Raw genomic sequence first — 22594 nt, 5'->3', positions numbered from 1 at the left:
GGGGCCGCCACCTGCGTCATCATCGCCGCGAGATGCTGGACACGACACAGAGCGATGCCGCGCCGCCGAAGGACGAGCCGCGCGGGTGCCTCTTCGCCCTTTCCCAGCCACCGCTGATGATCTTCCTTGCGGTGATCGGGTGTCTGCTGCTCATGGCTGCGTTGCACGATCTGTTCCTGCTGTGAGCCGTACGCGCGGTCCCCGGCGCCACCCGCCGGGAACCGCGTCGGCATCGACACTGCGCTGATCGGCCCGGAGGCCGTGATCGCGGCCGGGCGTCAGCCCGCCGCCTCCTTCCGGCGCGCCCGGTAGGCGGCCACGTGAAGACGGTTGCCGCAGGTGCGGCTGTCGCAGTAGCGCCGCGAGCGGTTGCGGGAGAGATCGACGAAGGCGCGCCGGCAGTCGGGCGCCTCGCAGCGCCGCAGCCGCTCCTGCTCGCCCGCGACCACGAAGAAGGCCAGCGCCATCCCGCAGTCCGCCGCCAGGTGGTCGGCGACGGAGGCGCCGGGCGCGAAGTAGTGCACGTGCCAGTCGTAGCCGTCGTGATCCGTGAGGCGGGGCGTGGTGCCGGCGGCGGCGACCAGTTCGTTGATCATCCCCGCCGCGGCCCGGCAGTCCGGCGCCGCGAAGATCCCCGCGAAGCGGCCGCGGATCTTGCGCACCGCCGAGAGGTCGAGCTCCGAGAGGACCCGGACGTCGCTGATTTCGTGGTTTCGTACGAATTCCGCGAGCGCCGCGACATCCGGCAGCCCGTCCGGCGTCGTCTCGTCCTCCGGTGCGGTGTTCACCAGATCGACCACGGTGTCGAGCGCGCACCGGGTGTCGTGGGTGATCAGCACGTTTCGCTCCCTGGCCTGGTGGTCGGGCGGGCGCCCGCCGATGCTGGCCGATGGTAGTGGCTCCGGGCCACCGCCCCACCGGCTCCGGAGGCACCGGGCCCGCGCCTGCTCGTTGAACGCGGCCGGGCGCGCCACGGTTCCCGACGGGCCAGGGGGGCGTCGCCGAGCGCCGGGGGAGCGGCTTCCACGCAGACCGGCGCCGCCTCCGCAGGATGTGCGGTGGCAGCGTCGCTGTGTGCCGTATGAGGTTGTCCTGGGCGCCATGGGGCCTGCCCGGAGGATCGTGCCGGAGACGGGCCCTGGCGGCTTCACGGTGACCGATCAGCGCCGTGGCCTGCTCCGGCCCGATCCGCCGGACAGGCCCGAGCCGTCTCCCCGAGTGGACGGCCGGGCAGCTTGGTGGGGGCCTCGACCTAGCTTTCCGCCAGGATGTGCGAGAGCTCCTGGTCGAGGTCGAAATGCCGGTGTTCCGTGCCGGGCGGCACGGCGGCGTCGGTTCGCTTCAGGAACGACTCCAGGGCCCGCGCCGGGGCCTCGAGCAGCGCTTCCCCCTCGGGGGAGCTCAGGGCGATGCAGACGACGCCCTGACCGTGGCTGCGCGACGGCCAGACACGGACGTCGCCGGTTCCTGTGGGCCGGTGAAGCCCCTCGGCGAGGAGGTCGCGGGCGAACACCCACTCGACGGTCTCCTCGGCTCCGGTGTGGAAGGTGGCGTGCACGGCGTAGGGGTCGGCCGTGTCGTACCGCAGGCCTGCGGGGACAGGCAGGGAGGACTCGCTCGACACAACGAGGCGCAGGTGCAGCTCGCAGCTGACCGTGGTGTTCATAAGCGCCAGGGCCTTTCGCTCAGTGTGCGCTCGGGGATTCGCACGTCGGCGAAATCGACATGCCACCTACGGTGCCGTTGTAAACCCCTCTGAGGGTTTTGCGTGTGTTTACGTAACTCTTCCGGCCGAGAACCTGTTCGTCCGATGCGCCCATTCCGGTGACCGGAATCGTTCGGGTAGGGTTTGGCCGTATGAATACGGGGAGTAGCAAGGCTGGCGAGGTTGCCGTGGCCGCCGACGAGACGGGGACGCATCGGGCGGAAGGTGAGCGTGCGCTCGGTTCCCGGGCGCCCGAGTTCATCAAGGCCCGGCGCCTGCTCCACGTGAGCTGGCAGGTGGGCGTCTTCCTCGTCGGTCTCGCGGTCGTGGTCACCGGCATCATCCTGCTGCCGCTGCCGGGTCCCGGCTGGGTGATCATCTTCGGCGGCATGGCGATCTGGGCGACCGAGTTCGTCTGGGCCCAGTTGGTGCTGCGCTGGACGAAGCGCAAGGTCACCGAGGCGGCACAGCGCGCACTCGATCCCAAGGTGCGTCGGCGCAACATCATCCTGACGTCGATCGGCTGCGTGGTCGTGGCCGCGATCGTGGGGTTCTACGTCTGGAAGTTCGGCTTCATGATGCCGTGGAAGATCAAGGACCAGTGATCCGCGGAGCGGGGTGCGGGGGCGGCCGACCGTGGTCACCCGCAGCCCCTGACATGGGGTAATGTTCTTCCTGCGCCCGGGCGATTAGCTCAGTGGGAGAGCGCTTCGTTCACACCGAAGAGGTCACTGGTTCGAACCCAGTATCGCCCACCCGGAACACGGCCCGTCTGCGAGACAGCAGGTGGGCCGTTGTCGTGTCCCGATGCCGCGGCGGCGTCGCCGGTTTCCGGAATTCCGTCGCGTTTCTCAGGAAGTACGACCGGCGGGGTGTTCTTCTCGACCTCTGGTTCAGGATCCACCGGATCCGACACAGCGTCACTCTTCATTGTCCTGAAGGCTTTTGAGAGGCACCGCCGCAATTGCCGAAGAGCGCCGCCGCACGGGCGGCGGCGCTTGTTCTGGAGTGTCGTCCAGGCCGCCAGGCACGCCATGAGTACGCGTACTCAGAACGTACTCGGACGGTGTACGGGAATGTCCCCTTACGGGCAGACTCGGTGCATGGACTGGACCCACTACCGCTTCCGCAGTCTGTGGTCACTGCCCGCCGCACCCGCCGCCGTGTACGGGGTGCTGGAGCGGCCCGAGGAGTACCCGCGCTGGTGGCGTCAGGTGCGCGAGGTCCAGCGGAAGGACACCACCACGGGCGTGATCCGGATCCGGTCGCTCCTCCCGTACGACATGACCTTCACCGCGCGCGAGGTGCGCCGGGATCCCGGGGCGGGGGTGCTGGAGATCGTGATGTCCGGCGACATCGAGGGCTGGGCGCGCTGGACGGTCACCGCTGCGGGCAGCGGGTGTCTCGCCCGCTACGACCAGGTGGTGGACGTGAACAAGCCGCTGCTGCGGCGGTTCGCCGTGCCGGGGAGGCCGGTCTTCCGTGTCAACCACCGGCTGATGATGCGGGCCGGACGGCGAGGACTGCTGGCGTACTTGGGCCGCGATCCCCAAGCGGTTTGAAGGAAGCGCCGGGGCACCTGTATTGTTCAGTGCGTTCCCGGGCGATTAGCTCAGTGGGAGAGCGCTTCGTTCACACCGAAGAGGTCACTGGTTCGAACCCAGTATCGCCCACCGGGAAGGCCGGTCCGCCATGGCGGACCGGCTTCTTTCATGTGCGCCGGGCGGTCAGGCCGCCGCCGCGAGCCCCGGCCGCAGGGGCCATGCCGGGTCCACCGCTTCCTCGTTGCCGGTGCGCGCGAACCACGCCTGCAGGCCACGCGCCTGCGCCGCGTGCCAGACCGCCTGCAAGGTGTGCAGCTCGGCCGGGGACAGGCGCTCCAGCCGGGACGCGAAACGGCGCCCTATGGCCCGCACCAGCTCGAGGGAGGCCATCGCGTCCGCCGCCGCGTCATGCGCGCCGTCGAGCGGGACGCCGTAGTGCTCGCACAGGTCGGTGAGCGTGCGGCGGCCCTTGCGATAGCGGTCCAGGTGCTTGTCCAGGACCCGCGGGTCCAGCACCAGCAGGGGCACCGACTCGAACCAGCGGCTCAGTGACGAAGCGCGGTGCCGGCGCAGCTCGCGGTCCAGCAGCGTCAGGTCGAACGGTGCGTTCATCACCACCAACGGCCTTCCGGTGCCCGCCTGTTCGGCGAGCTCGGTGGCTATCTCATGCATCACCGGTGCCGGCCAGCGGCCGTTGCGCGCCAGGTGATCCTCCGTCAGCCCGTGCACCGCCGTCGCCTCGGCGGGCACGGGCACGCCCGGGTTCACCAGCCAGTGGTGCATCCGGGGTCGCGTGCCAGGGGCGTCCTGGACGACGAGGGCGGCCGACACGATCCGGTCGGTCTCGACGTCCACGCCCGTTGTCTCTGTGTCGAATGCCGCCAGCGGGCCCTCGTACCAGCACGTCATACCTACACAACTCCTCGTTCACCCACGGCAGCTGACGCACCGTCTTCTGCCCGTTTGGTGATACCCGGGCTGTTTGCGCCGTACGCCGGTGGGAGACAACAGAAGTACGGGTCGGCGCAGTTCAGCGGCATGTCCCGCGGGCACGGCCCGGCGCGGGGAAATTCACTTTGCTTGGAAGGCTGCCGGCCATGGCGATAGCGCAGCCCGAGCGGGGCGGGCTGCTGCCCGAACGCACGGGCCCCCATCGCGGTTCACTCGCCACCACCGCCTGCATGGAGACACTGCAGGTGGGTTATCTGCACGCCGTCGCGGCCGCCGCCGGCTGCTCCCTGTCCCAGCCCTTTCCCGACAACGGCATCGACTGGCACGTCAGTCACAGCGCCCCCGGGCACACGGTCGACGACGAGGTCACCATCAAGGTGCAGCTCAAGGCCACGTACCAGATCGCACCCAAGCCGCCCGGGCGCTTCTTCTCCTTCACGCTCGACAACGACCACCTGGCGAAACTCGCCCGCACCCCGGTCTCGGTGCACAAGATCCTCGTCGTGATGCTCGTCCCGCGCTCGCAGGACGACTGGCTGCGCGCCAGCCACGACCGGCTCGACCTCAGGCACTGCTGTTACTGGGTCAACCTCGCCGGCCACCCCGTCACCGGCCGGCACCGGACCAACGTCCGCATACCGACCGCACGCATCTTCGACGACCGGGCGCTGTGCGAGATCATGACGCGGGTCGGGACGGGAGGCAGACCATGAGGCACCGTCCGCTCGACGAGCACCTGCGGCCCGTGCGGCCGCACCCGGAGACTCCCTGGGACCAGCCGCCCGAGCCCGGCCAGGTCGACCCCGCCGTGCTCGGCGCCCTGCTGCACCGGCACGGCTGGCAGCGGCGCGGCGGCGCCCCCGGGCGCTACGGCCGCTGGACACCACCTGGACCCGGCGCGTCCGGCACCAGCCTGCTCGTGCCGGAGAGCCGGGCCTTCCCCGACAGCGAGGACCTGCTCGGCGAGGCGCTGCTGGCCCTCTCCCGCAGCGCCATGCCGTCGGCGCGCGAGGTGCTCGTCGGGCTGAGCGTGCCCAGCGACGAGATCCGCTGGTGGCGTGACGTACCCGCCGGACCGGCGGGGGCGGCGCCCTGGGCCGTCGAGGAGCAGCTGCGCTCCGCCGCCCGCCAGACGCTGCTCGCCGGGGCGCTCGCCACACGCGCGCGTGCGGGCTACTACGGTGCCCGGCACAGGCGCGCCGCCGCCGTGATGCTGGAGAGCGTGCTGGTCGGCGCCGCGACCGGCGGCCGCGGCCTCACCGCCTTCGTCCCGGTCGACCCCGCCCGCCCGCTCGCCCTGCGCCTTCATCAGGCCCTCTACGCCGTCCGCGAGGCCATCGACTACCAGCGCGCCACCGACGGCATGGACGCCTTCGACGGGGCCGTGGAAGCCGGTGTGAGCCGCGAGCTGACCGAGGCCCTGGTCACCCTGGTCCGGGGCACGGAGGGGGCGCGCGTCGCCGTGGAGTGGGCGCCCGGCGCCGGTCCGCCCGAAGGCGGCGCCGCCCCCGGCGAAGCCGTCGAGTTCTCGCCGGGCGACCTGCCGGTGCTGCGCGAGGCCGGCGCCCGCTTTCTGCGCGAGGAGCCGTCCGTGCCGGTGCGGATCACCGGCGAGGTGGTCCGGATGCGCAGGTCGGAGCGGCGCGGGGAGGGGACGGTGCGGCTGCGGGTACTGGCCGGGGCCGAGATCCCGCACGTGCGGCTCACCCTGGACGAGGAGGACTACCGGATCGCCGGGCAGGCCCACCTCGTCGGGCTGCCGGTGCGGGTGCACGGGCGGCTGGAGAGCCGCGGCGGCTTCCGCAGGCTGACCGGCGCCTCCGGGGTCGTACCGGTGCAGGTGGACGAGGCGGAGCGGGACCGGCTGCTGAAGTCGTTGCAGGAGAACCTCGACTTCTTCGAGGAGGCGTGCGGCGGGGAATGATTTCGCCTGGGGTGGTCCGGGGTCGGTACGATCCCTTATTGCGCGCGCTCTCGGTACGGCGCCGCTTCCACCTTCAGTCAGGAGAGACCGGTGTCAGACGTCCGTGTGATCATCCAACGCGATTCCGAGCGGGAAGAGCGCACGGTGACGACGGGCACCACGGCGGCCGACCTCTTCGCCGGCGAGCGCTCCGTCATCGCGGCGCGCGTGGGCGGTGAGCTGAAGGACCTGACCTACGCACTCGGCGACGGCGACGAGGTCGAGGGCGTCGAGATCTCCTCCGAGGACGGCCTGAACATCCTGCGCCACTCCACCGCGCACGTCATGGCGCAGGCCGTGCAGGAGCTGTTCCCCGAGGCCAAGCTGGGCATCGGCCCGCCGGTCAAGGACGGCTTCTACTACGACTTCGACGTCGAGAAGCCGTTCACGCCCGAGGATCTCAAGGCCGTCGAGAAGAAGATGCAGGAGATCCAGAAGCGGGGGCAGAAGTTCTCGCGCCGGGTGGTGACCGACGAGGCCGCCCGCGAGGAGCTGGCCGACGAGCCGTACAAGCTGGAGCTGATCGGCCTCAAGGGCTCCGCGTCCAGCGACGACGGCGCGGACGTCGAGGTCGGCGCCGGTGAGCTGACGATCTACGACAACCTGGACGCCAAGACCGGCGAGCTGTGCTGGAAGGACCTCTGCCGTGGTCCGCACCTGCCCTCGACCCGCCTGATCCCGGCGTTCAAGCTGATGCGCAACGCGGCCGCCTACTGGCGCGGCAGCGAGAAGAACCCGATGCTCCAGCGGATCTACGGCACCGCCTGGCCGTCCAAGGACGAGCTGAAGGCCTACCTGGAGTTCCTCGCCGAGGCCGAGAAGCGGGACCACCGCAAGCTGGGCAGCGAGCTCGACCTGTTCTCCATCCCGGAGCAGATCGGCTCCGGCCTGGCCGTCTTCCACCCCAGGGGCGGCATCATCCGCCGGGTGATGGAGGACTACTCGCGGCGCCGCCACGAGGAGGAGGGCTACGAGTTCGTCTACACCCCGCACGCGACGAAGGGGAAGCTCTTCGAGACCTCGGGCCACCTGGACTGGTACGCCGAGGGCATGTACCCGCCCATGCAGCTCGACGAGGGCGTGGACTACTACCTCAAGCCCATGAACTGCCCGATGCACAACCTGGTCTTCGACGCACGCGGCCGGTCGTACCGCGAACTGCCGCTGCGGCTGTTCGAGTTCGGCACCGTCTACCGGTACGAGAAGTCCGGCGTCGTGCACGGCCTCACCCGCGCGCGCGGGTTCACACAGGACGACGCGCACATCTACTGCACCCGTGAGCAGATGTCCGAGGAGCTGGACAAGACGCTCACCTTCGTCCTCGGCCTGCTGCGCGACTACGGCCTGACCGACTTCTACCTGGAGCTGTCCACCAAGGACCCGGAGAAGTTCGTCGGCTCGGACGAGGCCTGGGAGGAGGCGACCGAGACGCTGCGCCAGGTCGCCGAGAAGCAGGGGCTGCCGCTGGTCCCGGACCCGGGTGGCGCCGCCTTCTACGGGCCGAAGATCTCCGTGCAGGCCAAGGACGCCATCGGTCGCACCTGGCAGATGTCGACCATCCAGCTCGACTTCAACCTGCCGGAGCGCTTCGACCTGGAGTACACCGCCGCGGACGGCTCCAAGCAGCGTCCCGTCATGATCCACCGGGCGCTGTTCGGCTCCATCGAGCGGTTCTTCGCGGTGCTCCTGGAGCACTACGCGGGTGCCTTCCCGGCCTGGCTCGCGCCCGTCCAGGCGATCGGCATCCCGATCGGCGACGCGCACGTCGAGTACCTGGCGAAGTTCGCCGCCGCGGCGAAGAAGAAGGGGCTGCGGGTCGAGGTGGACTCCTCGTCCGACCGGATGCAGAAGAAGATCAGGAACGCCCAGAAGCAGAAGGTGCCCTTCATGGTCATCGCGGGAGACGAGGACATGGCGAACGGCGCCGTCTCCTTCCGCTACCGCGACGGCTCCCAGGAGAACGGCATTCCCGTGGACGAGGCCATCGCCAAGATCGCGCAGGTCGTCGAGGAGCGTACGCAGGTCTGACGCACCCGGAAGGGCCCCGGGACGCTGCCGTCAGCCTCCTGGGGCCCTTCGTCGTGACGCGAGGGCCGGGGGGACGCTCGGTGTGGCGCCCCGGCCGGGCCTGGGTGGGTCGTGGTCCCTCCGCCCGGCTGGGCCTGAAGCGGGGCCCTCGTTCCTCCGCCCGGCTGGGTCCGGGGCGTGGGCCGTCCTCCCCCCCGCCCGGCCGGGATCTGGCGGGCGACCTCGTCCGCGGGCCCGGCTGAGTCCGGGACGTGAACCGTCGTCTCTCCGTCCGGCCGGGCCTGGAGGCCGTCCTCGTCCATCGGCGTGGCCGGCCCTCGGACAGCGGCCTCGTCCACCGGCCCGGCTGGGCCACGGGCCGTGCTCGGCGAGCCCCGGCGACACGCCGCGAATGGGCGAAGCCATATGCTGCCTTGCATGACGAGTGAGCCGGAGCAGCAGATCGGAGTGGGGACGCAGGACGCGTTCCAGCGCCTGTGGACGCCCCACCGGATGGCGTACATCCAGGGCGAGAACAAGCCCACCGGTCCGGGGGCCGACGACGGCTGCCCGTTCTGCTCGATCCCGGCGAAGTCCGACGAGGACGGGCTGGTCGTCCGGCGCGGCGCGCAGGTGTACGCGGTGCTGAACCTGTACCCGTACAACGGCGGCCACCTCATGGTCGTGCCCTACCGCCATGTCGCCGACTACACGGACCTCACCGAGCCCGAGACGGCGGAGCTGGCCGCGCTGACCAAGCAGGCGATGACGGCACTGCGCACCGCGTCGGGCGCCCAGGGCTTCAACATCGGCATGAATCAGGGCGCGGTCGCCGGCGCGGGCATCGCCGCCCATCTGCACCAGCACATCGTGCCGCGCTGGGGCGGTGACACGAACTTCATGCCGGTGGTGGGGCACACGCGCGTGCTGCCGCAGCTGCTGGCCGACACCAGGAAGATGCTGGCGGAGGCCTGGCCGACGGCGTGAGACCGCCGTCCGGTGGTGGTACGCCGCCTGCCTGGCATCCGTCCCACCACCGGGTCGCCTACGCGTCGTACAGGTCCGCCTTGCGGGGCGAGGGGTCCTGGACCGCCGTGCTGAGGAACGCCGAGCGGTTGCCGAACTTCTCGGTGTCCACCCCGTTCTCCTCGAGCACCCGGATCGCCGCCGAGTGGACCACGCGGAGCACCGGCGTGGCGGCACGCAGCGCGTCGTCGGCCATGAACCGGTGCCGCCAGGGCTTCGCGGCCCAGGCGTGCCGCAGACCGAAGGGCTCGGGCAGGACCAGCGAGCCGCCGAGCCAGTTCAGCAGCGGCGGGTACCAGGTCAGCGGCGCCCGGGCCGCCACGCGCACCACTTCGTCGGCGTCGACCAGCGGAAGCTTCACCGTCCGCGTCTCCCAGCGCTTGACCGACTTCTGCACCGCCTTCTCCTTCGCCGCCGGCTTGGAGGTGAAGAGCGGGTGCACCGGTCCCAGGGCGTGGCCGGTGACCTCGATGCGCAGGGTCTCGTAGAGCACGGTCACGGTGATCAGCATGGTGATCACGAGCTGACCGTCCCAGAGCGTCCACTGCACGCCCAGGTAGTGCCGGTCGCCGCTGCCGAACTGCTGCTTGTTGCAGATCTCCTGTATCGCGTGTGACTTGACCTGGTACGCCTCGACGTCCGTGCCCCCGGGCCGGGACACCGCCGTGGCGTTCTCACCGATCGGCGTCACGACCCAGTGCCGTATCGACGGCTTGGGGAAGCCGCCCGTGTTCAGCGGGCCGCGTTCCAGCATGCGCAGCTGGTCGTGGATGGACCGTACGACGTCCCAGCTGCGGAACGGGTGGATCTCCCGGCCGGGATCGGCCGGGGAGAGGTCCTCGGCGAGCTGCCAGCTGCCCCAGCGGGTGCCCATGCCGAGTATGCCCTTGGGCCCGGCGTAGAAGACGGAGTTGGACTGCTGCTCGGCGCTGAGCCGGGCGAGGGACTGGCGCAGCTGCTCGGCGGCGGTCTCGCCGGGGCTGCTGGGCACCGCCTCGGGCACCTTGGCGCCGACGCTGCTGCCCGACAGCAGGCTGTCCCAGCGCTCCCGCAGGTCCTTCGCGGTGCGCTCGCAGATCTGCTTGGCCCAGAACCAGCCGATCACCGGCATGACGACCGCCGCGCGTGCGTACCAGGCCCAGAAGCCGGTGAACGGCATCTGGACCAGGAAGATCACGGCCAGCGCCCCGACCGCGACGAGCAGCGTGGTGGCGAGCGTCGAGGCCCGCTTGTCCTCGCGCCGGGCGATGGTGGTGCGGATGGTGAACACCATCAGCCAGACCAGGAGCCCGGGCAGGAAGAGCAGACCGCACACGACCATGACGATCGACAGCAGGTTGTCGCGCTCCCGGCGGATGCGGTTGGCGGCGAGACAGTGCTCGACGACGACCTGCGGCTCCGCGCCGAAGGACTGGATCAGCGGTTCCCGGCCGGAGGCGAGCATGCGGTCCACCACCGCGCGGGAGAACGCCTCGCCGAGGTTGGGCCGGAAGATCTTCGCCCACTTCTGTCCGGGCTTCACCTTCGACTCGTGCCACTCGTTGTTGGCCTTGAGTATCTCCTCGACCCCGTTGTCCCGGTACGCCGCCGAGGCCAGCGCGTACGTGGCCGTCTGCCCCTCGTCGCCCGTGCGCGGCACCTGCGGCCCGAAGATGTCCGCGTAACCGCTGTCAACGGTCATTCCCGCCCCCGATCGCCGCCACTGTCGCTCTGCGGCCTTCCCGACTTCCGTGCTCCGCACACCTGTTGATCAGGCCATCAGCGTATCCCCCGGGCGCCGGCGTACGTCGGCGGACGGCCGAAGCCGTCCGCCGGCCCCGGGGCAACCGCTTCGCCCCGGCCGCGTGCGCGCGCCCCGAAACAACTGCGCGGTGCCGCGCGCCCCTTGTGCGCCTCCTAGGAAGCTTCCTGCTCCAGTTTCCGCAGCCGCTCGGCGACTTGGGCGGGCATCGGCTCGTGCCGCGCGTACTTCCGGCTGAACCGCGCGGTCCCGTGCGACAGCGAGCGCAGATCGACGGCGTACCGCCCGATCTCGATCTCCGGCACCTCGGCGCGCACGAGGGTGCGCCCGCCGGCGGTCTGCTCGGTGCCCAGCACCCGGCCGCGCCGCCCCGACAGGTCGCTCATCACGGTGCCCACGTAGTCGTCGCCGACCAGCACGCTGACCTCGGCCACCGGCTCCAGCAGATGGATCTTCGCGTCGGCCGCGGCCTCCCGCAGCGCGAGCGCGCCCGCGGTCTGGAACGCGGCGTCCGAGGAGTCCACCGAGTGCGCCTTGCCGTCCAGCAGGGTCACCCGCACGTCGACCAGCGAGTGCCCCGCGGCGACTCCCTTGGCCGCCTGCGCGCGGACGCCCTTCTCGACCGACGGGATGAACTGGCGCGGCACGGCCCCGCCGACGACCTTGTCGACGAACTCGATGCCCGAGCCGCCGGGCAGCGGCTCCACCTCTATCTCGCAGATGGCGTACTGCCCGTGGCCGCCCGACTGCTTCACATGCCGGCCGCGCCCGCCCGCCTTGGTCGCGAACGTCTCCCGCAGGGAGACCCTGTGCGGTACGACGTCGACCTGGACGCCGTACCGGCTGCGCAGCCGCTCCAGCGCGACGTCGGCATGCGCCTCGCCCAGGCACCACAGGACCACCTGGTGGGTGTCCTGGTTCTGCTCCAGCCGCATCGTCGGGTCCTCCGCGACCAGCCGGGCCAGGCCCTGGGACAGCTTGTCCTCGTCCGGTTTGCTGTGTGCCTGGATGGCGAGCGGCAGCAGCGGGTCGGGCATGTCCCAGGGCTCCATCAGGAGCGGGTCGTCCTTGGCGGAGAGGGTGTCGCCGGTCTCCGCGCGGTTCAGCTTCGCCACGCAGGCCAGGTCACCGGCGACGCAGTGCGACACGGGGCGCTGCTGTTTCCCGAACGGCGTGGACAGGGCGCCGACGCGCTCGTCGACGTCGTGGTCCTCGTGGCCCCGGTCGGTCAGCCCGTGCCCGGAGACATGCACGGTCTCGTCCGGTCGCAAGGTCCCGGAGAAGACCCGCACGAGTGAGACGCGGCCGACGTACGGGTCGGACGAGGTCCGCACGACCTCCGCGACCAGCGGTCCGTCCGGGTCGCAGAGATTCAGCTCGCGTGGATGGCCGTCGATCGTGGTGACCCGTGGCTGGTCGTGCTCCAGCGGGGTCGGGAAACCTCCGGTGACCAGCTCCAGCAGCTCGACCGTGCCGAGCCCCTGCCGGGCGCCGTCGGTCGCGGGGGCGGCGGCCAGAACGGGGAAGAACGACCCGCGCGCGACAGCCCGCTCCAGGTCCTGCACGAGCGTCTTGACGTCGATCTGCTCACCGCCGAGGTAGCGGTCCATGAGCGTCTCGTCCTCGCTCTCGGCGATGATGCCCTCGATCAGGCGGTTGCGGGCCTGCTCGATCAGCGGCAGCTGGTCCTCACCCGGCTCGGACTCCTTGCGCTCGCCCGAGGAGTAGTCGAACAGCTTCTGCGACAGCAGCCCGGTCAGGCCGGTCACGGGCGCGTGCCCGTCCGGTCCCTGCGGCCCGTGCAGCGGCAGGTACAGCGGCAGCACGGCGTCCGGGTCGTCGGCGCCGAAGGCCTCGGCGCAGATCCGTGTCATCTCCTCGAAGTCCGCCCGGGCGGCCTCCAGGTGCGTGACGACGATGGCGCGCGGCATGCCGACGGCCGCGCACTCCTCCCACACCATGCGGGTCGAGCCGTCCACGCCGTCCGAGGCGGAGACGACGAAAAGGGCCGCGTCCGCCGCTCGCAGACCGGCCCGCAGTTCCCCGACGAAGTCGGCGTATCCGGGGGTGTCGAGAAGGTTGACCTTGATGCCGTCCCACTCGACCGGTACCAGGGAGAGCTGCACCGAGCGCTGCTGCCGGTGCTCGATCTCGTCGTAGTCGGACACGGTGCCGCCGTCCTCCACGCGGCCCGCCCGGTTCACCGCTCCCGCGGTCAGCGCGAGAGCCTCCACCAGTGTCGTCTTTCCCGCTCCGGAGTGGCCGACCAGCACCACATTCCGTACGGACGTGGGGTGGTCGGCCGCCACTGCCCTGCCGGCGGCTCCGGGGTGTGCGTTGGTCTTGTCGCCCATGGATTCTGCCTCCCGTGCACGGTGAGGTCACTGTGGGCGCGGACACGCGGGACCCTCCTCCAGAGGGGAGACCCCCGGCTGGGCGGCTCCGGCGACGCCCGCGATTCTTCGAGCTTTCCACTCCCGTCACGGTGCGTCCATACGGAGGACGCGAAGGCGTCGGCCGGGGAGGGTTGCGGGCCGTCCGCCGGACCTCCCGAGAAGCCGTGGGTGCCGGGCGGCCACCCGCACGCGCGCGTGGCTACGATGGGCCAGCCGACGGCCAGCAGGGCCGCGCGGCGCAGCGACCCTCGGGAAGGCCATGCTGAACAAGTACGCGCGTGCATTCTTCACGCGTGTCCTCACACCGTTCGCCGCGTTTCTCATCCGCCGCGGCGTGAGCCCCGACACGGTCACGCTGATCGGCACCGCGGGTGTGATGGCGGGCGCGCTGGTCTTCTACCCCCAGGGCGAGTTCTTCTGGGGCACGGTCGTCATCACGCTGTTCGTCTTCTCCGACCTGGTCGACGGCAACATGGCCCGTCAGCTGGGACGCTCCAGCCGCTGGGGCGCCTTCCTGGACTCGACCCTGGACCGGGTCGCCGACGGCGCCATCTTCGGCGGCTTCGCCCTCTGGTACGCCGGTGGCGGCGACGACCTGGTGCTGTGCGCCGTCTCGATCTTCTGCCTGGCCAGTGGCCAGGTGGTGTCCTACACCAAGGCGCGTGGTGAGTCGATCGGCCTGCCGGTCGCGGTGAACGGACTCGTCGAGCGCGCCGAGCGCCTGGTGATCTCGCTGGTCGCGGCCGGGCTCGCGGGTCTGCACGCGTTCGGTGTGCCGGGCGTCCAGGTGCTGTTGCCGATCGCTCTGTGGCTGGTCGCCGTGGGCAGCGTGATCACGCTGATCCAGCGGGTCGTCACGGTCCGCTGCGAGTCCGCGGAGGCGGAGGCCGCGGACCGGGGGACCACCGGCAACGCCTCTCAGGGGAGGGAGGCGGCGAAATGAGCGCTCGGGACACGCTGACGGACGCCCTGTACGGCCTCGGCTGGAGCACGGTGAAGAGGCTGCCCGAGCCGATGGCCATGCGGCTCGGGAACACCGTGGCCGATCTGGCCTGGAGAAAGCGCGGCAAGGGGGTGCTGCGGCTGGAGAGCAACCTCGCGCGCGTGGTGCCCGACGCCTCCCCGCAGCGGCTCGCCGAGCTCTCGCGCGCGGGCATGCGCTCGTACCTGCGCTACTGGATGGAGTCCTTCCGGCTCCCGGCCTGGAGCGCCGAGCGGGTCGGGACCGGCTTCGAAGCCAAGGACCTGCACTTCCTGACCGACGGACTGGCCGCGGGCAAGGGCGTGGTGCTGGCGCTGCCGCACCTGGCCAACTGGGATCTGGCCGGCGCCTGGCTCACCACCCGGCTGGGCATCCCCTTCACCACGGTCGCCGAACGGCTGAAGCCGGAGACGCTGTACGACCGTTTCGTCGCCTACCGGGCCGGCCTCGGCATGGAGGTCCTGCCGCACACCGGCGGCTCCGCCTTCGGCGCCCTGGCCCGGCGGCTGCGTGACGGCGGCCTGGTCTGCCTGGTCGCCGACCGTGACCTGTCCGCCTCCGGGGTGGAGGTCAGCTTCTTCGGCGACACCGCCCGGATGCCTGCCGGGCCGGCGCTGCTGGCCCAGCAGACCGGGGCCCTGCTGATGCCGGTGACGCTCTGGTACGACGACTCACCGGTCATGCGGGGCCGCGTACATCCCCCGATCGAGGTACCGGAGTCAGGCACCCGGGCCGAGAAGACGTCTGTCATGACGCAGGCGCTGGCGGACGCCTTCGCCTCGGGGATCGCCGACCATCCGGAGGACTGGCACATGCTGCAGCGGTTGTGGCTCAAGGACCTCGACCCGGCGAAGGGCGGTCCGGCGGCCTCGGATCCCACGAAGGGGACGCCGTGAGGATCGGCATCGTCTGCCCGTACTCCTGGGACGTGCCGGGCGGCGTCCAGTTCCACATCCGGGATCTGGCCGAGTACTTCATCCGCCAAGGACACGAGGTCTCCGTCCTCGCCCCCGCCGACGACGACACCCCGCTCCCGCCGTACGTCGTCTCGGCCGGCCGCGCGGTCCCGGTGCCCTACAACGGCTCGGTGGCCCGGCTGAACTTCGGTTTCCTGTCGGCCGCGCGGGTCCGCCGCTGGCTGCACGACGGCGCCTTCGACGTGATCCACATCCACGAACCGGCGTCCCCGTCGCTCGGCCTGCTGGCCTGCTGGGCCGCGCAGGGCCCGATCGTCGCCACGTTCCACACCTCCAACCCCCGCTCCCGCGCGATGATCGCCGCGTACGCGATCCTGCAGGCGGCGCTGGAGAAGATCAGCGCCCGGATCGCGGTCAGCGAGTACGCCCGCCGCACGCTGGTCGAGCACCTCGGCGGGGACGCCGTGGTGATCCCCAACGGTGTGGACGTCGACTTCTTCGCGAAGGCCGAGCCCAACCCCGAATGGCAGGGCGACACCCTCGGCTTCGTGGGCCGGATCGACGAGCCCCGCAAGGGCCTGCCGGTGCTGATGCGGGCGCTGCCGCGCATCCTCGCCGAGCGGCCGCAGACACGGCTGCTGGTCGCGGGCCGCGGCGACGAGCGGCAGGCGGTGGAGTCGCTCCCCGCCGAGCTGCGCTCCCGGGTGGAGTTCCTCGGCATGGTGAGCGACGAGGACAAGGCCCGCTTCCTGCGCAGCGTCGACGTGTACGTGGCGCCGAACACCGGCGGCGAGAGCTTCGGGATCATCCTGGTCGAGGCGATGTCGGCCGGAGCACCCGTACTGGCCTCGGACCTGGACGCCTTCGCCCAGGTGCTCGACCAGGGCGCGGCGGGGGAACTGTTCGCCAACGAGGACGCGGACGCGCTGGCCGCGGCGGCGCTGCGGCTGCTGGGCGACCCCCGGCGCCGGAAGGAGCTGCGCGCGCGGGGCAGCGCGCACGTGCGCCGGTTCGACTGGTCGACGGTCGGCGCGGACATCCTGTCGGTCTACGAGACGGTCACCGACGGCACCACCGCGGTCGCCGCCGACGACCGCTCCGCGGGACTGTGGGGCCGGTTCGGGCTGGCCCGCGACTGACTGATCACGCACCGGTGACACCCCGGTAGCCTTGCCGCCCGTGACCCCAACCCTCATCTGGATCCTCGTCGCCCTCATCGCCGTCGGCGTGTACCTGAGCTGGACGGCGGGCCGCCTGGACCGGCTGCACGCCCGGATCGACGCCACCCGGGCCGCCCTCGACGCACAGCTGCTGCGCCGGGCCTCCGTGGCGCAGGAGGTGGCCACCTCCGGGGTGCTCGACCCGGCGGCCTCGATCGTCCTGTACGAGGCGGCGCACGCGGCCCGGCAGTCCGAGGAGGAGCACCGGGAGGTCGCCGAGAGCGAACTGAGCCAGGCCCTGCGCGCCGTCTTCGCCGACCCGCAGCAGGTCGAGGCGGTCCGGGAGGCACCCGGGGGAGAGTCCGCGGCCCGGGAGCTGACCGAGGCCGCACGACGGGTGCCGATGGCCCGGCGCTTCCACAACGACGCGGTGGGCGCCGCCCGCAGACTGCGGCAGCACCGCAAGGTGCGCTGGTTCCGGCTGGCCGGCCATGCTCCCTTCCCCATGGCCTTCGAGATGGACGACGAGCCACCGACGGCCCTGGCGGAGCGCGGCGCCTGAACCCCGGAGTGGCGGGAAAACGATCCACCGGCTTCCTATTGGCCCTTGCTGTGGACCGCACCCCTCCCGTTTCCTCGGTGTTTGCAGAAACCCTCTTTTCCCTTCAGTGAGGTCACCCGTGTCCAGCACGCTCTCCGAAAACCAGGCCCCCGCCACCGGCACCGCGCGCGTGAAGCGCGGCATGGCCGAGCAGCTCAAGGGCGGCGTGATCATGGACGTCGTCACGCCGGAGCAGGCGAAGATCGCCGAGGACGCGGGCGCCGTCGCCGTCATGGCCCTCGAGCGGGTCCCGGCCGACATCCGCAAGGACGGCGGGGTGGCCCGCATGTCCGACCCGGACATGATCGAGGGCATCATCGACGCCGTCTCCATCCCGGTGATGGCCAAGTCCCGCATCGGCCACTTCGTCGAGGCCCAGGTCCTGCAGTCCCTCGGGGTCGACTACATCGACGAGTCCGAGGTGCTCACCCCGGCCGACGAGGTCAACCACTCCGACAAGTGGGCCTTCACCACCCCGTTCGTCTGCGGCGCCACCAACCTCGGTGAGGCCCTGCGACGCATCGCCGAGGGCGCGGCCATGATCCGCTCCAAGGGCGAGGCCGGCACCGGCAACGTCGTGGAGGCGGTCCGCCACCTGCGCCAGATCAAGAACGAGATCGCGCGTCTGCGCGGCTACGACAACAACGAGCTGTACGCCGCCGCCAAGGAGCTGCGTGCCCCGTACGAGCTGGTCAAGGAGGTCGCCGAGCTCGGCAGGCTGCCGGTCGTGCTGTTCTCCGCCGGTGGCGTCGCCACCCCGGCCGACGCCGCGCTGATGCGCCAGCTCGGCGCCGAGGGCGTCTTCGTCGGCTCCGGCATCTTCAAGTCGGGCGATCCGGCCAAGCGCGCTGCCGCCATCGTCAAGGCGACCACCTTCTTCGACGACCCGAAGATCGTCGCCGACGCGTCCCGCAACCTGGGCGAGGCCATGGTCGGCATCAACTGCGACACCCTCCCCGAGGCCGAGCGCTACGCCAACCGCGGCTGGTAAGGCACTGCATCCCATGAGCAACACCCCCGTCATCGGTGTCCTGGCCCTCCAGGGCGACGTACGGGAGCACCTCATCGCCCTGGCCGCGGCCGACGCCGTGGCCAGGCCGGTCAGGCGCCCCGAAGAGCTCGGCGAGGTGGACGGCCTCGTCATCCCCGGTGGCGAGTCCACCACCATCTCCAAGCTGGCCCACCTGTTCGGCGTGATGGAGCCCCTCCGCGCGCGTGTGCGGGACGGTATGCCGGTCTACGGCACCTGCGCCGGCATGATCATGCTGGCGGACAAGATCCTCGACCCGCGCTCGGGCCAGGAGACCATCGGCGGCATCGACATGATCGTGCGCCGCAACGCCTTCGGGCGGCAGAACGAGTCCTTCGAGGCGGCGGTCGACGTCAAGGGCGTCACGGGAGATCCTGTGGAGGGCGTCTTCATCCGCGCCCCCTGGGTCGAGTCCGTTGGCGCCCGGGCCGAGGTGCTCGCCGAGCACGACGGCCACATCGTCGCTGTCCGCCAGGGCAACGCGCTCGCCACGTCGTTCCACCCGGAACTGACCGGCGACCACCGCGTGCACGGCCTGTTCGTCGAGATGGTGCGCGCGAACCGGACAGCGGGGTCCTTGTAGGATCTCTGGCGTTCGTTGCAGAGATGGGTTACGCGAAGGAGACAGGCAGATGTCCGGCCACTCTAAATGGGCCACGACGAAGCACAAGAAGGCCGTGATCGACGCCAAGCGCGGCAAGCTCTTCGCGAAGCTGATCAAGAACATCGAGGTCGCGGCGCGCATGGGCGGCGTCGACCTCGAAGGCAACCCGACGCTCTACGACGCCGTCCAGAAGGCCAAGAAGCAGTCGGTCCCGAACAAGAACATCGACTCCGCGATCAAGCGTGGCGGTGGTCTCGAGGCCGGCGGCGCCGACTACGAAACGATCATGTACGAGGGCTACGGCCCGAACGGTGTCGCGGTGCTCATCGAGTGCCTGACCGACAACCGCAACCGCGCCGCCTCCGACGTCCGCGTCGCCATGACCCGCAACGGCGGCTCCATGGCCGACCCGGGCTCGGTGTCGTACATGTTCAGCCGCAAGGGCGTCGTCATCGTGCCCAAGGGTGAGCTGACCGAGGACGACGTCCTCGGCGCCGTCCTGGACGCGGGTGCCGAGGAGGTCAACGACCTCGGTGAGTCCTTCGAGGTCATCAGCGAGGCCACCGACCTGGTCGCGGTCCGCACCGCCCTCCAGGACGCCGGGATCGACTACGACTCCGCCGACTCCAGCTTCGTGCCGTCCGTCCAGGTCGAGCTGGACGAGGAGGGCGCCAAGAAGATCTTCAAGCTGATCGACGCGCTGGAGGACAGCGACGACGTGCAGAACGTCTTCGCCAACTTCGACGTGAGCGACGAGATCATGGAGAAGGTCGACGCGTAACCACCGCCGCGGGCTCCAGCGTGCTCCACGGGCCGACGGGACACACCCGTCGGCCCGTCGCGTTGTCGGTGGCACCCGATAGCCTGCACAAACAGGAGATCGAAGGAGGGGCGGGTGCGCGTACTGGGTGTGGACCCGGGACTGACCCGGTGCGGTGTCGGCGTCGTGGAGGGGGTCCCCGGACGTCCGCTCACCATGCTCGGCGTCGGCGTCGTCCGCACGCCGGCGGACGCCGAGCTGGGGCAGCGTCTGGTCGCCGTCGAGCAGGGCGTCGAGCGGTGGCTCGACGAGCACCGGCCCGAATTCGTCGCCGTGGAGCGGGTGTTCAGCCAGCACAACGTGCGTACGGTGATGGGCACGGCCCAGGCCAGCGCCGTCGCCATGCTCTGCGCGGCCCGTCGCGGCATCCCGGTCGCCCTGCACACTCCCAGCGAGGTGAAGGCCGCCGTCACCGGCACCGGACGCGCCGGCAAGGCACAGGTGGGCGCCATGGTCACCCGGCTGCTGCGACTCGACGCACCGCCCAGACCGGCCGACGCCGCCGACGCCCTGGCACTGGCCATCTGCCACATCTGGCGCGCCCCCGCGCACAACCGCCTCCAGCAGGCCGTCGCCCAGCACACCGCAAGAGCAACCGCACCGAAAGGCCGCACGGCATGATCGCCTTCGTCAGTGGCACGGTCGCCGCACTCGCACCCGACGCCGCCGTGGTCGAGGTCGGCGGTGTGGGCATGGCCGTCCAGTGCACGCCCAACACGCTGTCCACGCTCCGCATGGGCCGGCCCGCCAAGCTGGCCACCTCTCTGGTCGTACGGGAGGACTCGCTCACCCTCTACGGCTTCGCGGACGACGACGAGCGGCAGGTCTTCGAACTGCTCCAGACCGCGAGCGGGGTCGGCCCCCGGCTCGCCCAGGCGATGCTCGCCGTGCACACGCCGGACGCCCTGCGCCGCGCCGTCGCGACCGGCGACGAGAAGGCGCTCACCGCCGTCCCCGGCATCGGCAAGAAGGGCGCCCAGAAGCTGCTGCTGGAGCTGAAGGACCGCCTGGGCGAGCCGATCGGCGCCCCTGCCGTCGGCGCCCCGGTCAGCACGGGCTGGCGCGACCAGCTGCACGCGGCCCTGATCGGCCTGGGTTACGCGACCCGTGAGGCCGACGAGGCGGTCGCCGCGGTCGCGCCGCAGGCGGAGGCCGCCGACGGCACGCCCCAGGTGGGGCAGTTGCTGAAGGCGGCCCTGCAGACGCTCAACAGAACACGATGACGCGGGGCGCCGCACACGGCCCGGAACGCGGGGCCCGTCCGGCAGATTCCGGTGTGCCCCGCCGCGTCCGGAAGCCAGACCCAGGCCGGCCGGGAGCCGCACGCCGGACCCGCCGGGACAGCCCGGGAAGCGGCCCCATTCCTCCGTACGTACCCTCCATGACCCGTCCGCTCGCCAACGCACCCGAGGCCCACGCACATGAACTGGGACGACCCGACCGACCCCGCCGACACCGAGCGGCTGGTGGGCCCTGCCGCCGACCGTGAGGACCAGGCCGTCGAGGCCGCGCTGCGCCCCAAGGACCTGGGCGAGTTCATCGGCCAGGAGAGGGTCCGCGAGCAGCTCGACCTGGTGCTGCGCGCCGCACGCGCGCGCGGCGCCACCGCCGACCATGTGCTGCTCTCCGGTGCTCCCGGCCTGGGCAAGACCACCCTCTCCATGATCATCGCGGCCGAGATGGGCGCCCCGATCCGGATCACCTCGGGCCCCGCCATCCAGCACGCCGGCGACCTCGCCGCGATCCTCTCCTCCCTCCAGGAGGGCGAGGTCCTCTTCCTCGACGAGATCCACCGCATGTCCCGGCCCGCCGAGGAGATGCTGTACATGGCGATGGAGGACTTCCGTGTCGACGTCATCGTCGGCAAAGGCCCCGGCGCCACCGCCATCCCCCTGGAGCTGCCCCCGTTCACGCTGGTCGGCGCCACCACGCGCGCGGGCCTGCTGCCGCCACCGCTGCGCGACCGCTTCGGCTTCACCGCGCACATGGAGTTCTACGAGCCCGCCGAACTGGAGCGGGTCATCCACCGCTCGGCGAACCTGCTGGACGTCGAGATCGACACCGACGGCGCCGCCGAGATCGCCGGCCGCTCCCGCGGCACGCCCCGGATCGCCAACCGGCTGCTGCGCCGCGTCCGCGACTACGCGCAGGTCAAGGCCGACGGGATCATCACGCGCGACATCGCCGGGGCGGCGCTGCAGGTCTACGAGGTCGACCCTCGGGGCCTGGACCGGCTCGACCGCTCCGTACTCGAAGCGCTGCTGAAGCTCTTCGGCGGCGGGCCGGTCGGTCTGTCCACGCTCGCCGTGGCGGTGGGGGAGGAGCGGGAGACCGTCGAAGAGGTCGCCGAGCCGTTCCTGGTACGGGAGGGCCTGCTGGCCCGGACCCCGCGCGGCCGGGTCGCGACGCCGGCGGCCTGGGCCCATCTCGGCCTCACCCCGCCTCGCCAGGGCGCGGCGGGAACCGGACAACAGGACCTGTTCGGGGCGTGACGGCGGGGGCATTGGCCCGAGCAGGAACCCCGGTGCCATGCTGAGCGTTGTTCCATGCGCGCGGACTCGCTTAGACTCCGCCGATGCCGCCTTCCTCGGCGGCTGACATACCCCCATCCAACAGGCCGCCCACCTGCGCGGTCGTGCGAAGGAAATCGCCCCGTGAATAGCCTCGTGACCCTCCTCCCGTTCATCGTGCTCATCGGGGCCATGATCCTGATGACCCGCTCGGCCAAGAAGAAGCAGCAGGCCGCCGTCGACATGCGGAACCAGATGCAGCCCGGTTCCGGGGTCCGCACCATCGGGGGCATGTACGCAACGGTCAAGGAGGTCAACGAGGACACGGTCCTCCTCGACGCCGGCCCGGGCGTCGACCTCCTCTTCGCCAAGAACTCGATCGGTGCCGTGCTCTCCGACGACGAGTACAACCGCATCGTGCACGGCATCGAGCACGACCTGAAGGCCGACGCGGACACCGTCCCCGACGACGCCTCCTCCCTCACCACGACCGACGAGCCCGTCGACGCCGCCCCCTCCGACGAGAAGTCCGTCGACCTCGGCAAGAAGGACGCGGACGAGGAGCCCGTCGACGCCGCCGAGGCGAAGCGTGACGAGGTGCCGAAGAAGACCGACGGCGACGCCGACGCGAAGTAGT

The 22594-nt window shown here is 71.1% G+C and carries 23 protein-coding genes and 2 tRNA genes; 20 read left to right on the top strand and 5 right to left on the bottom strand.

The features are described from left to right. The first annotated feature begins 32 nt into the window (after positions 1–32). Positions 33–185 (top strand): hypothetical protein, encoded by a 153-nt coding sequence (locus ACIHCM_RS28410; protein WP_189699665.1) that lies wholly within the window; start codon positions 33–35, stop codon positions 183–185. Between the two features lie 93 nt (positions 186–278). On the opposite strand, the gene ACIHCM_RS28405 is transcribed toward ACIHCM_RS28410, so the two are convergent. Continuing rightward, entirely contained in the window at positions 279–839 is a 561-nt protein-coding gene (locus ACIHCM_RS28405; protein WP_399901648.1) for a CGNR zinc finger domain-containing protein, read from the bottom strand. Between the two features lie 413 nt (positions 840–1252). After that, entirely contained in the window at positions 1253–1666 is a 414-nt protein-coding gene (locus ACIHCM_RS28400; protein ID WP_004002642.1) for an SsgA family sporulation/cell division regulator, read from the bottom strand. Positions 1667–1857: 191 nt separating this feature from the next. On the opposite strand from ACIHCM_RS28400, the gene ACIHCM_RS28395 reads away from it, so the two are divergent. From ACIHCM_RS28395 to ACIHCM_RS28380, 4 genes are all read left to right on the top strand, one after another. Further along, a complete protein-coding gene (locus ACIHCM_RS28395) occupies positions 1858–2310 on the top strand; it encodes a TIGR02611 family protein (RefSeq protein WP_399901645.1) in 453 nt (150 codons plus the stop codon). A gap of 78 nt (positions 2311–2388) precedes the next feature. Beyond that, positions 2389–2460 (top strand) — tRNA-Val (locus tag ACIHCM_RS28390). Positions 2461–2808: 348 nt separating this feature from the next. Then, the gene (locus ACIHCM_RS28385; protein ID WP_399901643.1) at positions 2809–3267 is read left to right on the top strand and encodes an SRPBCC family protein; all 459 of its coding nucleotides are present in this window, start codon (positions 2809–2811) and stop codon (positions 3265–3267) included. Between the two features lie 39 nt (positions 3268–3306). Beyond that, positions 3307–3378, top strand: a tRNA-Val gene (locus tag ACIHCM_RS28380). Between the two features lie 54 nt (positions 3379–3432). Here ACIHCM_RS28380 and ACIHCM_RS28375 read toward each other — a convergent pair. After that, complete coding sequence (locus tag ACIHCM_RS28375; RefSeq protein ID WP_399901641.1) at positions 3433–4158, bottom strand: 3'-5' exonuclease; 726 nt, start codon at positions 4156–4158, stop codon at positions 3433–3435. A gap of 188 nt (positions 4159–4346) precedes the next feature. On the opposite strand from ACIHCM_RS28375, the gene ACIHCM_RS28370 reads away from it, so the two are divergent. The 4 genes from ACIHCM_RS28370 (at position 4347) to ACIHCM_RS28355 (ending at position 9157) form a co-directional block, all read left to right on the top strand. Further along, positions 4347–4913 (top strand): DUF4365 domain-containing protein, encoded by a 567-nt coding sequence (locus ACIHCM_RS28370; protein ID WP_393102918.1) that lies wholly within the window; start codon positions 4347–4349, stop codon positions 4911–4913. Next, a complete protein-coding gene (locus tag ACIHCM_RS28365) occupies positions 4910–6124 on the top strand; it encodes a hypothetical protein (protein WP_399901637.1) in 1215 nt (404 codons plus the stop codon). The genes ACIHCM_RS28370 and ACIHCM_RS28365 overlap by 4 nt, the downstream gene beginning before the upstream one ends. A gap of 90 nt (positions 6125–6214) precedes the next feature. Beyond that, positions 6215–8191: a threonine--tRNA ligase gene (gene thrS, locus ACIHCM_RS28360; RefSeq protein WP_399901634.1), complete on the top strand. Its 1977-nt coding sequence runs from the start codon at positions 6215–6217 to the stop codon at positions 8189–8191. Between the two features lie 405 nt (positions 8192–8596). Further along, positions 8597–9157, top strand: coding sequence for an HIT family protein (locus ACIHCM_RS28355; RefSeq protein WP_399901631.1), 561 nt, complete (start codon positions 8597–8599; stop codon positions 9155–9157). Between the two features lie 58 nt (positions 9158–9215). On the opposite strand, the gene ACIHCM_RS28350 is transcribed toward ACIHCM_RS28355, so the two are convergent. Together ACIHCM_RS28350 and ACIHCM_RS28345 are read right to left on the bottom strand one after the other, a co-directional pair. Continuing rightward, a complete protein-coding gene (locus tag ACIHCM_RS28350; protein ID WP_399901628.1) occupies positions 9216–10877 on the bottom strand; it encodes a hypothetical protein in 1662 nt (553 codons plus the stop codon). Between the two features lie 215 nt (positions 10878–11092). Beyond that, complete coding sequence (locus tag ACIHCM_RS28345; protein WP_399901625.1) at positions 11093–13291, bottom strand: elongation factor G-like protein EF-G2; 2199 nt, start codon at positions 13289–13291, stop codon at positions 11093–11095. A gap of 301 nt (positions 13292–13592) precedes the next feature. Here ACIHCM_RS28345 and pgsA point away from each other — a divergent pair, with 301 nt between their 5' ends. The 11 genes from pgsA (at position 13593) to yajC (ending at position 22593) form a co-directional block, all read left to right on the top strand. After that, entirely contained in the window at positions 13593–14276 is a 684-nt protein-coding gene (gene pgsA, locus ACIHCM_RS28340; RefSeq protein WP_399901622.1) for a phosphatidylinositol phosphate synthase, read from the top strand. Then, complete coding sequence (locus ACIHCM_RS28335; RefSeq protein ID WP_399901619.1) at positions 14273–15211, top strand: phosphatidylinositol mannoside acyltransferase; 939 nt, start codon at positions 14273–14275, stop codon at positions 15209–15211. Before pgsA ends, ACIHCM_RS28335 begins: the two co-directional genes overlap by 4 nt. Then, positions 15208–16371, top strand: coding sequence for a glycosyltransferase family 4 protein (locus tag ACIHCM_RS28330; RefSeq protein WP_399901616.1), 1164 nt, complete (start codon positions 15208–15210; stop codon positions 16369–16371). The genes ACIHCM_RS28335 and ACIHCM_RS28330 overlap by 4 nt, the downstream gene beginning before the upstream one ends. A gap of 40 nt (positions 16372–16411) precedes the next feature. Further along, positions 16412–16954, top strand: coding sequence for a hypothetical protein (locus ACIHCM_RS28325; RefSeq protein ID WP_399901613.1), 543 nt, complete (start codon positions 16412–16414; stop codon positions 16952–16954). A 118-nt stretch (positions 16955–17072) separates the two neighbouring features. Further along, the gene (pdxS, locus tag ACIHCM_RS28320) at positions 17073–17984 is read left to right on the top strand and encodes a pyridoxal 5'-phosphate synthase lyase subunit PdxS (protein ID WP_399901610.1); all 912 of its coding nucleotides are present in this window, start codon (positions 17073–17075) and stop codon (positions 17982–17984) included. Between the two features lie 13 nt (positions 17985–17997). Continuing rightward, on the top strand, positions 17998–18606 hold the full coding sequence (gene pdxT / locus ACIHCM_RS28315; RefSeq protein WP_399901607.1) for a pyridoxal 5'-phosphate synthase glutaminase subunit PdxT: 609 nt from the start codon (positions 17998–18000) through the stop codon (positions 18604–18606). A gap of 49 nt (positions 18607–18655) precedes the next feature. Beyond that, the gene (locus tag ACIHCM_RS28310; protein ID WP_393102941.1) at positions 18656–19408 is read left to right on the top strand and encodes a YebC/PmpR family DNA-binding transcriptional regulator; all 753 of its coding nucleotides are present in this window, start codon (positions 18656–18658) and stop codon (positions 19406–19408) included. 114 nt (positions 19409–19522) lie between these two features. Then, positions 19523–20068: a crossover junction endodeoxyribonuclease RuvC gene (gene ruvC, locus ACIHCM_RS28305; RefSeq protein ID WP_399901603.1), complete on the top strand. Its 546-nt coding sequence runs from the start codon at positions 19523–19525 to the stop codon at positions 20066–20068. Then, positions 20065–20670, top strand: coding sequence for a Holliday junction branch migration protein RuvA (gene ruvA, locus ACIHCM_RS28300; protein WP_399901600.1), 606 nt, complete (start codon positions 20065–20067; stop codon positions 20668–20670). The genes ruvC and ruvA overlap by 4 nt, the downstream gene beginning before the upstream one ends. Positions 20671–20868: 198 nt before the next feature. Continuing rightward, positions 20869–21939, top strand: coding sequence for a Holliday junction branch migration DNA helicase RuvB (ruvB, locus tag ACIHCM_RS28295; RefSeq protein ID WP_399901597.1), 1071 nt, complete (start codon positions 20869–20871; stop codon positions 21937–21939). Positions 21940–22101: 162 nt separating this feature from the next. Next, complete coding sequence (gene yajC, locus ACIHCM_RS28290; protein ID WP_399901593.1) at positions 22102–22593, top strand: preprotein translocase subunit YajC; 492 nt, start codon at positions 22102–22104, stop codon at positions 22591–22593. The last annotated feature ends 1 nt before the right edge of the window (position 22594 follow it).

Origin of the sequence: Streptomyces sp. NPDC052023, from assembly GCF_044548465.1 — a bacterium.
GTDB lineage: Bacteria > Actinomycetota > Actinomycetes > Streptomycetales > Streptomycetaceae > Streptomyces.
Note: the sequence above shows the minus strand (reverse complement) of the source record. Positions and strands in the feature narration are given on the sequence as shown.